We start from the raw sequence: 14722 nt of genomic DNA on the forward strand, positions 1-14722 counted from the left end.
TCGAACTCGATGCCCTGGCCGATGCGGTTGGGACCGCCGCCCAGGATCATGATCTTGTCGCGGCTGGTGGGCTGCGCCTCGCACTCGTCCTCATAGGTCGAATACAGGTACGCCGTGCTGGTGGCGAACTCGGCCGCGCAGGAATCCACGCGCTTGTACACGGGCTTCACGCCCAGCGCCTTGCGTAGCACGCGCACGGCGGCCTCGTCGGTGCCGGCCAGCTGGGCCAGGCGCGCGTCGGAGAAGCCCATCCGCTTCAGGCGGCGCATGCGCGTTTTGTCCAGCGACCCCAGGCCATCGGTGGCGAACTGCTGCTCGGCCGCGATGATTTCTTCCATCTGGTCGAGGAACCAGGGGTCGATGAAGGACAGCGCGTGCACCTGCTCGACGCTCATGCCGGCGCGGAACGCATCGGCCACGTAGAACAGGCGCTCCGGGCCCGGCGCCTTCAACTCGCGGCGCAGCGTGGTCAGGTCGTCTTCGCTGGCCAGATCCAAGCCGGTCGGGTCGAGGCCGACCTTGCCGGTTTCCAGGCCGCGCAGCGCCTTCTGCAGCGAGTCCTGGAAGGTACGGCCCATCGCCATCACCTCGCCCACCGACTTCATCTGCGTGGTCAGGCGGGCGTCGGCCTGCGGGAACTTCTCGAAGGCGAAGCGCGGGATCTTGGTGACCACGTAATCGATGGCCGGCTCGAACGAGGCCGGGGTCTTGCCGCCGGTGATCTCGTTCTTCAGTTCATCCAGCGTGTAGCCGACGGCCAGCTTGGCGGCGACCTTGGCGATCGGGAAGCCGGTGGCCTTGGACGCCAGCGCCGACGAACGCGACACGCGCGGATTCATCTCGATGACGACGACGCGGCCGGTCTGCGCATTGATGCCGAACTGCACGTTCGAACCACCTGTATCCACGCCGATCTTGCGCAGCACCGCGATGGAGGCATCGCGCAGGCGCTGGTATTCCTTGTCGGTCAGGGTCTGCGCCGGGGCGACGGTGATGCTGTCGCCGGTGTGCACGCCCATCGGGTCCAGGTTCTCGATGGAACAGACGATGATGCAGTTGTCCGCGGTGTCGCGGACCACCTCCATCTCGAACTCCTTCCAGCCCAGCACCGACTCCTCCACCAGCACTTCGGTGGTCGGCGACAGTTCCAGGCCCCGGGTCACGATGTCGACCAGTTCCTCGCGGTTGTAGGCGATGCCGCCGCCACTGCCGCCCAGCGTGAAGCTGGGGCGGATGATGGTGGGATAGCCGACGCGGGTCTGGATCTCCAGCGCTTCCTCAAGCGTGTGCGCGACCGCGGCCTTCGGGCATTCCAGTCCGATTTCCTGCATGGCCACGCGGAACAGTTCGCGGTCCTCGGCCATGCGGATGGCATCGCGCTTGGCGCCGATCAGCTCGACGCCGTACTTCTCCAGCACCCCGTTGTCGGCCAGGTCAAGCGCGCAGTTCAACGCCGTCTGCCCACCCATGGTGGGCAGCAGCGCATCGGGCTTCTCCTTGGCGATGATCTTCTCGACCGTCTGCCAGTTGATCGGTTCGATGTAGACCGCGTCGGCCATTTCCGGGTCGGTCATGATGGTGGCCGGGTTGCTGTTGACCAGCACCACCCGGTAGCCCTCCTCGCGCAGCGCCTTGCACGCCTGGGCGCCGGAGTAATCGAACTCGCACGCCTGGCCGATGACGATCGGGCCGGCGCCGATGATGAGGATGGTTTTTATGTCGGTGCGCTTGGGCATGGGCTTACTCGAAGAATTTCGGGGGGATGCCGCAGGCATCGGAGATTTCGGTGGCCATCGCCGCCAGTTGCAGGTCGCTGGCCGAAGGCTGGTTCTCGTTCTGGCCGGTGAACTCGCCGTAGCCGGACAGTTCGCGCAGGCGCCGGTACGGCGAGCCGTAGGCGAAGGTCATGAAGGAAACGAGCCGGTCCGGCGGCATGCTGTTGGGGTCGAATCCTTCGCCCTCGCCGGACAGCGCGTTGTCGATGGAGAATCTGCCCAGTTCCTTCATCGCGTCGCCGGCGCCGTCGTCCAGCAGCTTCAGCGCGGCCTGGAACTCCTCGGGCGCCTCGTCGGCGTAGGCGTCCACCGCGCGCCGCTTGCGCGCCACGAACGCCGGCCGGGCGACCTGCTGGCCGAAGCAGGCACGCTGCCTGTCGTCCAGTTCGGCCTCCAGCGCCTTCGGATCCTTTTCCATCAGCTGCGCGAAGATGCGGTGGATCGGAAACATGTCGACCAGGTATTCGGTCATCCGCTCGCGCGCTTTCGCATCGACGGAGGCCGGCGCCGCAATGGCGGCGCCGGTGCTGGCCAGCAGTGTCGCCGCCAGCAGCAGCCGCAGCCGCGTGCGGCTCACGCCGCGCGTTCCATGCTGGCGACGAAGCGGTCGAACAGCGGCGACACGTCATGCGGACCGGGCGAGGCTTCCGGGTGGCCCTGGAAGGAGAACGCCGGCGCATCGGTCAGCTCGATGCCCTGGTTGGTGCCGTCGAACAGCGAGCGATGGATGACCCGCACGTTGGCCGGCAGGCTGCTCTCGTCCACCGCGAAGCCGTGGTTCTGCGAGGTGATCATGACCCGGCCGGTATCCAGGTCCTGGACCGGATGGTTGGCGCCGTGGTGGCCGTGGCCCATCTTGAGGGTCTTCGCGCCGGCGGCCAGCGCCAGCAACTGGTGGCCCAGGCAGATGCCGAAGGTCGGAATCTTCTTCGCGACGAATTCGCGGATGGCGGCGATGGCGTAGTCGCACGGTTCCGGATCGCCCGGGCCGTTGGACAGGAAGACGCCGTCCGGATTCAGCGCCAGCACTTCGGCCGCCGGCGTCTGCGCCGGCACCACCGTCACGTCGCAGCCACGCTCGGCCAGCATGCGCAGGATGTTGAGCTTGACCCCGAAATCGTAGGCCACGACCTTGAATTTCGGCTCGGCGCGGACGAACTCGCCGCCGTCCAGATCCAGTTGGCCTTCTTTCCAGCTGTAGCGTTCGGTGGTCGACACCACCTTGGCCAGATCCATGCCCTTCAGGCCGGGGAACTTGCGCGCCGCTTCTAGCGCCTTTTCCACGTCCACGTCGGGGCCGGCCATCAGCGCGCCGTTCTGGGCGCCGCGGTCGCGCAGGATGCGGGTGAGCTTGCGGGTGTCGATGCCGGCGATGGCGACGATGCCGCGGGCGATCAGCCAGTCCGGCAGCGACACCTGGCTGCGCCAGCTGCTGGGCCGGCGCGGCACGTCGCGCACGATCAGGCCGGCGCCCCAGACCTGGCGCGCTTCGTCGTCCTGGTCGGTGCAGCCGGTGTTGCCGATATGGGGATAGGTCAGGGTGACCAGCTGGCGGGCGTAGGACGGGTCGGTCAGGATTTCCTGGTAACCGGTCATCGCGGTGTTGAACACCACTTCGCCGACGGAAAGGCCGGCTGCGCCTACGGATTCGCCCTCGAATACGGTGCCGTCTTCGAGTACGAGGATTGCGGGTTGAGTCACGGGGTTCGCCTTGGGGTGGAGGAACCCTGCCCCTCCGACTTGCGGCTGCAAGAAACCACGGACTCGGCGTTTTTCCGGTCCGGGGCGGTGGGTAACAGGCGAGCGGGAATTATACGGGCGAGCCCCCTCCCGCGCTACCGTTTTTTGACCGATCCATTCGCAGTCCAGTGCCGGCGCGTCCGCGGCTCAGGCGCATGGACCGGGCAGCGCAACGCGCGCGCGGCGAACGCCCGCACGCGATGACGCGATGTTCAGGACAATCGGGCAACCGTCGCCGTGGCCGCCGCGCGCCCCAGCCGCGAGCGCTCGAACCACCATAGCAATGCGCCGAAGCCCAGCCACGCCCACCACCACGGCCAGGGGCTGCCGCGCCGCGGCGGCCCCGCCACGACGTCGCCGGCGGACGCGCGCGCGCCCACCTGTTGCCACGTGGCCGCCTGCCTGGCGGCGGCCCGCAGTCCGGGCGCCTCGTCGGCGGCGCGAACCGCGAACGCCCACTCGCCGCCGTCCTGGCGGAGCCGGTGCCAGCCAGGCTGTCCGGGCCAATAGCCGGCGCAGGACGCGCCGCCGCTGGCCGGGTCCGGCAGCAGCGCCGCCATCGCGCCATCGGGGGCGACCACCTGCGCGTTGCCGGCGACGCCGCACAGACGCATGCGCTCGCCCACCCATGCCTCCGGCGGGATGGTCGGGGCGCTCTCGCGCCGGGGCCGCGCCAGGCGGGCGAAAACCCCGCTCCACAGTTCGGCGTGCCGGTCGCCGCGCCCGCCCAGGGTCAGGCGGTAGGTATCCGTCAACGGCCAGACACCGATCCGGCCACGCCCCTCGGCACGCCAGTGCGCCACCGCCACGCCATCGGCGTCGCGCAGCAGCGGCACGGCGTCGGCGGCGGCCATGCGCAGTTGTCGCCGATCCAGCAGCGGGACGCCGGTGGCCTCGGCATCGATCGGCGCGTCGCGGCTGCCCGCGCCCCGGCGTGCGCGCAGCGCATCGTCGCCGCCCCGCGTGGAGGCCGGCAGCTGGACATCGGCGCGCTCCGTCCCTCCGGACACGGCCATGCCCAACTCCCGCAACTGGCGGCGGGTGGATTCCGGCAGCGGACCTTCAACGCGCAGCAACACGCCCAGGCCGTCGCGCAACGCCGCGATCAGCGCCGCGCGTGACGGTTCGCCCAGCGCGGCCCAGGCGCGATCATCCAGCACGACCAGATCGAAGCGCGCGAACGTTCCGGCGTTCAGCGGCAGCGGCGCATCGCCCAACTGCAGGCCCGCGCCGACCTGCATCTGCACATGCGGCGTGATCCCGGCATCCGCCATCCAGCGGCGCAGGTACTTCCATTCCGGATTGGGCGCGCCGGCGAGCACCAGCACGCGCGGCGCCGATTGTTCGATCACCTGGACAGGCACGTCGAGTTCTTCCACCTTGGCGCGCTGGCGATCGGAGATACGCAGGCGGAAGTCCACCCGGCCGGGCGCGCGCGCGGTTCCGCCCACGGTGAAATCCCCGCTCGCCGGAACGGTGACGGCATCCAGGCGGCGGCCGGCGGGATCCCGCAACTCCACCATCGCACCGGCGATGCCGTGCACGCGGCCGCTGACGCTGAACGCGTCCCCCGCCGCCACCGGTTCCGGCAACGCCAGCGCGATCACTCCGCGCGGCAACGGCGCCGCGCGGAAGCTCAGGCTCAGGCCCCGCGCGGCTTCGCGATCGCGCGCTTCCAGGCCTGCGCCGATCACATGCAGTCGCCGCAGGCCCGGATGACGGCGCAAGGCGGTGGCCAGATCCGGCACACGCTCGGCGCCGGCCACGACGGGCGCCTCGGGCAAGGCGACCAGCGCATCGCCGGACGCGGCCGCGCCGCGCGGCGGCGACGCGCCCGCTGTCAGCACCACCATCGTGCCGGTCCGCCCCGGCAATGCCGGCGGCATCAGCACGAAGTACAGCAGCAGCGCGTACAGCGGCTGCGCCAGCACCAGCAGCGCCAGCCGCCATGCGCGCGCCGGCTCGGCCGCGCGCCGCTGCCACCACAGCAGGCGCGCGACGCCGAGGATGGCGGCGAACGCGAGCAAACCCGCCAGCAGCATGGACAGGTTCATCGCCCGGCCTCCCGTCGCAGCGCATCGAGATAGCGTTCGCCCACCGCATCGGTGGCGCGCCGCCGGACCTGCGCCGGCGGTCGCGCCTGCACCGACCACAGCAGGCCGCGCAGGCGCTGCCGGCACTCCCGGCACGCCGGATCCCCGCGCACCGCGTCGATGGCGGCGAACAGCGACAGCGGATCCGCCACGCGCGCCTCGTTCTCGCGCAGCCAGCGTTGCAGCGCGTCCAGATCCAGCGCGCCGGCGCCCTGCCCGCCCGCCGAGTCCTCCAGCGCTTTCCAGGCCGCCGCCGGTACCGCGTCGGCGCTCCTGGCCGGCGTCAGGATCAGTTCCCGCCGCGCCAGTCCTTCGCGCTTGCCGCTCAAGCGGCGGCTTTCGTCGATGGGCGGCAACTCCGGGCCGACCCGCGCCAGGTAGATGCGCGTGGCCTGCTGCACTTCCTTGATGAAACCCAGCGCCTTGTAGGCGAACGGCAAGGCCTGATCCGGACGACCCTGGCGCAGATGCAGTTCGGACTGCCACATCTGGTCCAGCGCCTGCTTGAGCGTGGCGCGGGTATCCGGATCCAGCAGCGTCGCCGCTTCGGCGTGATCATGGGTGTGGCCGAATTCGGCCAGCACGTCCTGTTCCCGGCCCATCGCCTCGGTGCCGGTGTCGCCCGCCGGCGGCGCGCCGGCGTGATCGTGTCCGTCGTCGTCATGGTGCGCGGCGTCGCGGCCCTCGGCATGCGCGTCTTCGGCGTCGTTGGTCGGCGGTGGCTTGGGCTCGCCCTCGGCTTCCTCGCCGAGGAACTGGCCGTAGCGCAGGCGCAGGATGCGCTGATCCACGCCAATCGCATCCGAGCGCGCGAGGAAGCGATCCGCGGCGAGCCGGCGTTTTTCCTTCTGCAAGGCTTCGGCATCGAGGATGATCTGGCGCTGGCTGCGGAAGTATGCCGGCAGCACTTTCTTGACCATGCCCTCCAGGCCGCTGGTTTCATTGCCCAGATCCGAAGGCCAGCGCAGGATCAGGCTGGGACTGCGCGCGGACTGCGGCCGGGGCTGGCGGTTGTCGGCCACTTCCAGCTGGGCGATCAGATCGTCGCCGGTGGCGAAACCCAGCGCGGCCAGATCCAGGGCGATGTCGAACCTTCGCGCACCCGCGACGCCCTTGCCCGTCACCGGCAGAATCCGTTCCCGGAACTGGATGTTCTCGCCGCTGCCCTGCGCCAGAGTCACCCGCAGCCGCGCCTGCGCGGCGACGCCGTAGTCGTCGCGCGCCTCGAAGGACAGCGGCCAGTTCCGCTGGCCCGGCGTGAGCAGGCTGAGTCCGCGGTCCGGTGCCAGCACGGTGACCTGCGGCGGCCTGTCCACGACCGCATCGATGCGATGCAGCCGCGGCGCCGGTTGCGCCGGCGCGCCCGCCGGCACCACCCGATAAAGCACGGATTGCTCCAGCGTGGTGGACGCGGTCCAGTGCTCGCCGGTGCGGACCAGCGCGATGCGCCGGCCCTGATGGAAGACCAGTTCGGCGGCGTGCGGCTGCGGTGCGAAGCGCAGCGTCCATTGCAGGCGCGTGCCCTGCGGCGCGCGGGTATCCAGCACGGCCTCGTCGCGCGCCGGTTGCCCGGTGTAAGCGGGCGGGACGACGCGCAGGTGCTGGGCGACCAACCGGGGGACGCCGGCCACGGTCGGAACCCGCTCGTCGCTGGGCGCCAGGGTCACCGCCGTCGGCGGCGCCGATGGCCATGCCAGCAACGCGGCGACGATCAGCGCACCGGCCGCCCCGCTTGCCATCAGCCAGGGTCGCGACCATCCAGGCCGCAGTTCCCGAGCGTCCACCGCGTCCAGGCGCTGCCGCACGCGCGCCAGTTGCAGGCGCTGCAAAGGATTCAGATGCGCGGGATCGGCCAGCAGCAGATCGCTGCTGTCCTCCAGTGCCGGCCGCGCGTCCAGCCGCGCGATCAGCCAGGCCGATCCGAATGCGCGCGCGCGCCAGAACGCCACCAGCAGCACGACCACCGCCGCCATCGCGACGCCGATCATCGCCGCCGACGGTCCCCGCCACCGCCAGCCCGCGATGGCCAGCGCCAGCGTCCACGGCAACCCGATCAGCACGGTGTCGGCGATCACCCGCCTGCGCGCGGCGCCGAGCCATTGGCGCAATCGCGGCGCCGCGTTCATGGCGCCACGCTCCGCCGTCGATGGGTTGCCCACCATCGCTCCAGCACCAGCAGCGCGGCGATCAGCAGCGCCAGCCAGGGCTGGAGATCGCGCGGGGCCTGCGGATAGCTCGCCGCGCCCGTCCGCGGCACGTAGTCGCGCGCGGCGACCCGCGCCGGCTCGGGCATCGGCGCGGCGAACAACCCGCGCAGGCGCGCGGGAAAATCCGGTTCCAGCAGCTGCGGCATCCGCGCCGGTTGCGGGGGCCGGGTCAGGCGCAGGATCCGTCCGCGTCCCAGCGCTCCACCCTCGACCAGCACCGCGCCGGACGGGTCGAACCAGTACGGCGTCATCACGATCGTGTCGGCGACGCGCGCGCGCTCATCCAGCAGGGCGATGCCGCCGTCGGCGATCCATTGGCGGATCGAGGCCGGCAGTTCGCCCGGCGCCAGCCAGATCAACGCCCGCGCATCGGCAGGCAACGGTTGCTCCGGCGATGCCACCGGGACCCGGTCAGGCGCAACGGAATCCGTCGAGGTCTTCGCCGCGGGCGCGAACCATGCGCTCTCCACCGCGGCCCGCAGATAACGCACGGCGTCCTGCCGATCAGGCGCATGGCGGATGACCGGGACCGGCGGACTGGTGGTGGCGGAAGGCTCCTTGGCGGGCGCCGGACGCGGCTGCACGCGCCAGTCCACCGTTCGCGACAGGCGCGGACGTTCGCCATCGGCGCCGTCGAACCAGGCGGGCACCACCACGGTCAGTGACACCCGCGCCGGCAGATCCGCGTCCAGCTCCCGCAGCAGGCTGGCGACCGGCGCGCGCATGCTCGACGCGGGCGTACCCGACGCGGACACGTCCGGCGCGGGCGTATCGAGATCCGGGAATCCGGGCGCCAGCCAGCGCAGTTCGCTGCGTCCCGCCGCTTCGGCGCGCAGTGGCGCGGGATCCACGCCCGGTAGCAGTACGATCCATGGGCGTTCGCTCGCGCTTCCATGCAGCACCGGCCGGGCCAGCCACGCCGCGATCAGTGCCAGCAGCAGCAGGCGCAGGCAGAGCAGCCAGCGTTCGTCGAAACGGATGCGATGGCGCGGCCTAGGTTTCTGTCGCAGCCAGCGCAACGCCGCGAAATCGGTGGGTCGCTGCTCGCTGCGCCGGGCCAGATGCACCAGCAACGGCAACAGCAGCGCTCCCAGGGCCGCCAGCGCCGCAGGCAGCAGCAGGGCCAGGCTCATGCGTACTCCGCCGCGTCGCGCGCGCCGAACAGCCGTCGCAGCGGCAGATCCAACGCCTGATCCAGAACGTAGTCCGCGTGCCGGATGCCGCAGGCGTCCAGGCGCGCCTTGAGCTCTCGCCGCGCCCCGCCGAAGCGGGCCAGATATTCGGTCCGCATGGCCGCGCCATCGCCCAGCAGTTCCTCGCCGGTTTCCGGATCCCGGAAGCGATGGCCGCCGGTGAAGGGAAAGTCGCGTTCCTCGGCGGTCAGCAATGGAATCGCCAGTACCTCGCGGCGGGCCGCCGCCAGGCGTTCGATCAGTTCCACGCTGGCGTCGTCGAAGCAGTCGCCCAGCAGGATCACCAGATCGCCGGCGCCGATGCGTTCCCACAGCGGCGCGAGCGCCTGCGTTCCCGGAAAGCCGCCGCGCGCGGACAGCCCGTGCAGTTCCAGCAGCAGGCGATCCCGCTGGCGCGTTCCGGTCGCCGGCGCGACCACGCGCAGGCCATCCTCGCGCAGCGCGACCAGGCCGAAGCGATCGCCCTGGCGCAGGGCGAGTTCGGCCAGGCAGGCCGCCAGCGCCTTGGCGGCGCGCAGGCGCGACCAGTCCGGACGCGCGGCATCGGTCTGCGCCATCGAGGCGCTGGCGTCGATGAGGATCCACACCGCCAGCGGACTCTCGCGCTCGGCCTCGCGCACGAAGAAGCGATCCGAGCGCGCGTACAGTTTCCAGTCGATCTGGCGCGGCTCGTCGCCCGGCTCGTAGGCGCGGTACTGGGCGAACTCCAGCCCGGCGCCCCGGCTGCGGCTGCGATGCAGGCCGATGCCCTGGCCGCCGACGGCGCGACGCGAGGTCAGCCGCAGATCCTTCAGGCGGCTGCGTACCTCGGGCGGGATCGGGTCGTACGACACCGTGCGCGGAACGTCAGGACCGCGCCAGCGGCACGTCGCGCAGCAGCGCGGCGATCACGTCGTCGGCGCTCTTCTGCTCCGCTTCGGCGGCGAACGACAGCAGCAGGCGGTGGCGCATGACCGGTGCGGCCAGCGCGACGACATCCTCGCGGGTGGCGGCCAGGCGGCCGTGCAGCAGCGCCCGCGCCTTGGCGGCCAGCACCAGCGACTGGCCCGCGCGCGGACCGGCGCCCCATTTCACGTACTTGCGCACCTCTTCCGGCGCCCCCTCGCCCGGACGGCTCGCGCGCACCAGGCGGGTGATCCAGCGCAGCAGATCCTCGCCCAGGTGGACCTGGCGCACGTACTGCTGCAGCGCCAGCACTTCCCCGCCCTGCATCACCTGCGGCACGTTGTCGGTCTGGCGGCCGGTGGTCTGCAACAGGATGTCGTGCTCTTCCTGTTCGCTGGGATAGTCCACCCGGATGTGCAGGAGGAAACGATCCAGCTGCGCTTCGGGCAAGGGATAGGTGCCCGCCTGTTCCAGCGGATTCTGGGTGGCCAGCACGAAGAACGGCGACGGCAGCGCATGGGTGACGCCGGCATAGCTGACGGTGCGCTCCTGCATCGCTTCCAGCAGCGCCGCCTGGGTCTTGGGCGGCGTGCGGTTGAGTTCGTCCGCCAGCAGCAGGTGGGTGAACACCGGACCGGGCTGGAAGCGGAAGCGGCGATGGCCGGTGCCGTGCTCTTCCTCCAGCAGTTCGGTGCCGAGGATGTCGCTGGGCATCAGGTCCGGGGTGAACTGCACGCGCCGGAACTGCAACGCCAGCGCCTGCCCCAGCGTCCGCACCAGCAGTGTCTTGCCCAGGCCCGGCACGCCTTCCAGCAGACAGTGGCCGCCTGCCAGCAGGCCGATCAGCAACTGCTCCACCACCGGCGCCTGGCCGACGATGGCCCGGCCGATCGCCTCGCGCAGCGCGCCCAGCCGCTGCAACTGGCCCTGGATGTCGGATTCGGAAAGCTCGCTCATCGGAAATCCTGCGAAAGGAAAAGTCGGAAGGGCCGTACGCGCGGCCCGTTCATGAATTCAACGCGTACATGACGATGTTCACCGCGAACCGGGTGTTGTCCTCGGCCAGGAAACGCTTGTTGCGCCAGTCGTAGTCCCACTCGCAGCCATAGTCCTTGTTGCTGTAGAGCACGCCCAGCCGCCCATCGATCTCGATGCCCTGCAGGTATTCGTGGACCAGATCGTCGCCCCAGCCATTGAGCTCGAAGCCGGTGGCCGGCGGGCCGTCGAAGGTGAAGAAGCTGCGGTACAGCGGATGGTTGTCCGGCAGTTTCTTCATCGCCCTGGCGCCGAAGATGGACGCCATCTGCGCCTCGAACGACTTGGCGAACAGGCCATCGATATCGTGGTTGCAGTCATCCACGAACACGAAGCCGCCATTGCGCACGTAGCGCTCGAAATTGCGCCGCTCGGCGGGATTGAACTCGACAAGCTTGTGTCCGGCCAGATAGCAGAACGGCGCCGCCAGCACGCGCGGATCCGACAGCGCCAGCACGTGTTCCTTCGGATCCACCCGCAGTCCGGTGTAGTCGATCAGCGAGGTGATCAGGTTTGACGGCATGCGCTGGTCCACGTCCCAGTCGCCGGAGTCGTAGCGCAGCCGGGTGAACCAGAAGTCGTATCCCGGCGGCGCCGCCCGCGCCGCGCGTGGCAGGCCGCCGAGCAGCGCGCCAGCCAGCCCGCCGGACATCAGGCGCAGGAACTCGGCGCGGGTCACCGGTCCTCCCCGCCGATGGCGTCCCGCTGCGGGATCGAACCGCGCGGAAGCGGGCAACACGACGGCGTGAACAGGACATCCATCAACGGAACAGGCATCTCGGGGCGGAACGAAGGGCGGGGCGCCGACCGCGTCGCCATCCGCCCCGTCCCCTCCCGCGAACGGGAGGGGACGCGAACGGATCAGACGGCGTCGGACAGCGAGGTGAAGGTGAAGTCGCGCAGCTTCATCGGCGGAATCATCATCACGAACGAGGATTCGTCGCCGGCCACGCGCACCGGCTTGCCCAGCTCCTCGATGTTGTTGAGCATGATCACCGGCGATTCGTTGAAGCGGAAATTCTTCACCGGGTACTTGATCTCGCCGTTCTCGATGTAGAAGGTGCCGTCGCGGGTCAGGCCGGTCAACAGCACGGTCTGCGGATCCACCAGGCGGATGTACCAGGTGCGGGTGACCAGGATGCCCTTCTGGGTGCTTTTCACCAGCTCGGCGGTGGACTTGTCGCCGCCGGCCATCAGCAGGTTGCCGGGCGAACCGACGGCGCGCTTGCCCTGCTTCTGCGCCCAGAAGCGCGAGTAGTCCAGGTTGGCGATCTTGCCGTTCTCGACGATCGCCATCTTCTCGCGCGGCAGGTTCTCGCCATCCCACGGCAGCACCGGCGCGTCCGGATGCCAGGGATCGGCGGTCAGGTTGACCCGGGGATCGTAGACCTGCTCGCCCAGCTTGTTGCCGCCGCCTTTCTTGGACAGGAAGCTGCGGCCTTCGTCGGCCTGGCGCGCATCGAAGAAATTCATCATGAAGGAGATCAGGCCCGCGGCGGCGGCCGGCTCCAGGATCACCGTGTACTTGCCCGGCTCCAGCGCCTTGGCCTCGGCCGACTCGCTGGCCTTGCGCATGGCGGTGCGGATGTCGCTGTCGGCCTTGAACGCGCTCGCGTCCTTCAGGTTCCGGCCCACCCAGCCGGAGCCGCGGCCGTCCTCGGTGCGCACGGTGCAGGTGTAGTCGAAGCTGGTGGCGCGCTGGTAGCCGAAGTTGCCCTTGCTGTTGGCGAAGGCGACGAAGCTCTGGCCGTCCTCCAGGAAGCCGGCCGCGATCAGTTTCTCCGCCTTGCACGGCGCAATCGAGGCCGCGGCGACGTCGGCGCGGAACTCCGGGGTGATCGCGGCGGTGGATTCGCTGAAGGTCGGGCTGGCCTTGTAGGTCTGCTTGTCGATGGCCGGCATGAACTCCGGATTCTCCGGCGCCAGCCGTGCCAGGTCCTCCGCGCGGCGGACCACGCGTTCCAGCGCGGCGTCGTTGAACTCGTTGATGGTGGCCACGCCCACGCGCTTGCCGAAGGCCACCTGCACGGCCAGATCGGCGTTGCTGACGATGCCGCTGGTGGAGACATCGTTGAGCGCGAACCGGATGTTGCCGCTGATGCTGCCACTCAGGCTGGCCGTGCATTCATCGGCCTTGGACAGCGCGATGACCTTGTCCAGGATGGCCTTGGCCTGCTCTTCGGTAAGGATGCTCATGTTCTGGTGTTCTCTCGTAGGGCGGAGCTCGCTCCGCCGCCTTTCGCTGTCGGGAACCTCGGGTAGCGATGGCGCCGGGCGGACCCGGCGTCATGCCTCAACCCAGGCTGCGGGCGGTATTGATGACGTTGATGCCGTTGAAGCGCGCGGTGGAGGAACCGTGCGACACCGCCGACACCTGGCCGGGTTGCCCCTTGCCGTCGAAGAACGAACCACCCAGGCGGTAGTCGCTCTCGTCGCATACCGCGGCACAGGCATTCCAGAACTCCGGCGTGCGGATCTGGTAGGCCACGTCCTCGATCTGCTGCGTGATCCTGCCGTTCTTGATCTCGTAGAACAGCTGCCCGCCGAACTGCGCGTTGTAGCGCTGCTGGTCGATGGAGAACGAGCCGTCGCCCATGATGCCGATGCCGCGATCGGTCGCGGCGATGAGATCGTCCCAGCCGATGTCCTTCTCGCCCGGTAGCAGCGAGACGTTCGGCATGCGCTGGAACTGCACGCTCGACCACGAGTCGCCGTTGGAGTTGCCGTGCGAGCGTGTGGGGCGGTTCTGCGAGTCGTACCACCACTTGAGCCAGTTCGCCTGCTCGCGCGTCGTCTGGTAGTCGTTGACGACGCCGTTCTTGATGATGAGGAATTCTTCCGGCTTCACGCCCTCGTCATCATATCCAATGGTGGCGCACCCGCCGAACTGCGAGCGGTCGCCCTGGATGTTCATGAACTCCGGGCCGTAGCGGAACTTGCCGAGCATCTTTTCCGGCGGCGAGACGAAGCTCGTCCCCGCGTAGTTCGCCTCGTAGCCGAGTGCGCGATCGAGCTCCGTGGGGTGCGCGATGGATTCGTGGACGGTGAGCCAGAGATGCGTCGGGTGCAGGACCAGATCGTAGCGGCCGACCTCGACCGGCTTGGCGGTGAGCTTCTCCGATGCTTCCTCACCCCACTTGCGCGCGTTGTTGACGATGTCGGCTTCGAGCACGTACTCGTAGCCGCGTCCCATCGGCTGCACCGTGTTGGATCGGTTCTGGAAATCGCTCTGATCCGGCGCGATCGCCGTGATCTGCATGGGGACCCAGCTGCGCACCACGGCCTGCGAGATGACCGAGCCGTCGGTGTTGGCGAAGTGGCGATGCTCCTTCACGAAGTACATCACGCTCGAGACGAACTTGACGTTCTTCGCCTTCATCGCCTCCGTGTTCGCCTTGATGAGGAGATCCGCCTTCTCCTCGACCGGGACGTCCCACGGATCCTTGGTGTAGCCGTTGTTCCACGTCGCCTGCACGGCGGGCGCGGGGGCGAGGACGACCGGACGATCCTGCGCGATGCGATTCGCCTTGGCGATCGCGACCGCTTCGCGTGCCGCGGCGGCGACGCCATCGGTGGTGAGGACGCGCGTCGCCGCGAAGCCCCACGTGCCGTCGACGAGCGCGCGGATGCCGGCGCCCATCGAGTCGGTGTCCACCACCTGCACGATCTGGTGCTCGCGGGTGACGACGAAGTTGTTCTGGTACCGTCCGATGCGGACGTCGGAGTAGCCGGCACCGGCGGACTTCGCGGCATTGAGCGCGTCCGCCATCAGTGCGCGGATCTGGTCGTCGGTG

General features: G+C 69.6%; 11 protein-coding genes. All 11 read right to left on the minus strand.

The features are described from left to right. Positions 1–1736: carbamoyl-phosphate synthase large subunit (gene carB, locus ACTHN1_RS18680; protein ID WP_440472422.1), on the minus strand; the 1736-nt coding region annotated here is incomplete at its 3' end. A 4-nt stretch (positions 1737–1740) separates the two neighbouring features. After that, the gene (locus ACTHN1_RS18685) at positions 1741–2352 is read right to left on the minus strand and encodes a hypothetical protein (protein ID WP_440472423.1); all 612 of its coding nucleotides are present in this window, start codon (positions 2350–2352) and stop codon (positions 1741–1743) included. Next, complete coding sequence (gene carA, locus ACTHN1_RS18690) at positions 2349–3476, minus strand: glutamine-hydrolyzing carbamoyl-phosphate synthase small subunit (protein ID WP_440472424.1); 1128 nt, start codon at positions 3474–3476, stop codon at positions 2349–2351. The genes ACTHN1_RS18685 and carA overlap by 4 nt, the downstream gene beginning before the upstream one ends. A 251-nt stretch (positions 3477–3727) precedes the next feature. Continuing rightward, on the minus strand, positions 3728–5569 hold the full coding sequence (locus tag ACTHN1_RS18695; protein ID WP_440472425.1) for a carboxypeptidase regulatory-like domain-containing protein: 1842 nt from the start codon (positions 5567–5569) through the stop codon (positions 3728–3730). Further along, positions 5566–7734, minus strand: a complete 2169-nt coding sequence (locus ACTHN1_RS18700; RefSeq protein ID WP_440472426.1) for a hypothetical protein — start codon at positions 7732–7734, stop codon at positions 5566–5568. Before ACTHN1_RS18700 ends, ACTHN1_RS18695 begins: the two co-directional genes overlap by 4 nt. Beyond that, positions 7731–8948 carry a BatA domain-containing protein gene (locus ACTHN1_RS18705; protein ID WP_440472427.1) on the minus strand — a complete coding sequence of 406 codons (1218 nt, stop codon included), beginning with the start codon at positions 8946–8948 and terminating at the stop codon, positions 7731–7733. Before ACTHN1_RS18705 ends, ACTHN1_RS18700 begins: the two co-directional genes overlap by 4 nt. Next, positions 8945–9841: a DUF58 domain-containing protein gene (locus tag ACTHN1_RS18710; RefSeq protein ID WP_440472428.1), complete on the minus strand. Its 897-nt coding sequence runs from the start codon at positions 9839–9841 to the stop codon at positions 8945–8947. Before ACTHN1_RS18710 ends, ACTHN1_RS18705 begins: the two co-directional genes overlap by 4 nt. 13 nt (positions 9842–9854) lie before the next feature. Further along, positions 9855–10850 carry an AAA family ATPase gene (locus ACTHN1_RS18715; protein WP_440472429.1) on the minus strand — a complete coding sequence of 332 codons (996 nt, stop codon included), beginning with the start codon at positions 10848–10850 and terminating at the stop codon, positions 9855–9857. A 49-nt stretch (positions 10851–10899) separates the two neighbouring features. Continuing rightward, positions 10900–11580, minus strand: coding sequence for a DUF4159 domain-containing protein (locus ACTHN1_RS18720; protein WP_440472432.1), 681 nt, complete (start codon positions 11578–11580; stop codon positions 10900–10902). A gap of 209 nt (positions 11581–11789) precedes the next feature. Continuing rightward, positions 11790–13124, minus strand: a complete 1335-nt coding sequence (locus ACTHN1_RS18725) for a TldD/PmbA family protein (RefSeq protein WP_440472430.1) — start codon at positions 13122–13124, stop codon at positions 11790–11792. Between the two features lie 97 nt (positions 13125–13221). Next, a partial coding sequence (locus tag ACTHN1_RS18730) for a TldD/PmbA family protein (RefSeq protein ID WP_440472431.1) occupies positions 13222–14722 on the minus strand: 1501 nt, incomplete at its 5' end.

This window comes from Pseudoxanthomonas sp., from assembly GCF_051953815.1.
Classification (GTDB): Bacteria; Pseudomonadota; Gammaproteobacteria; order Xanthomonadales; family Xanthomonadaceae; genus Pseudoxanthomonas_A.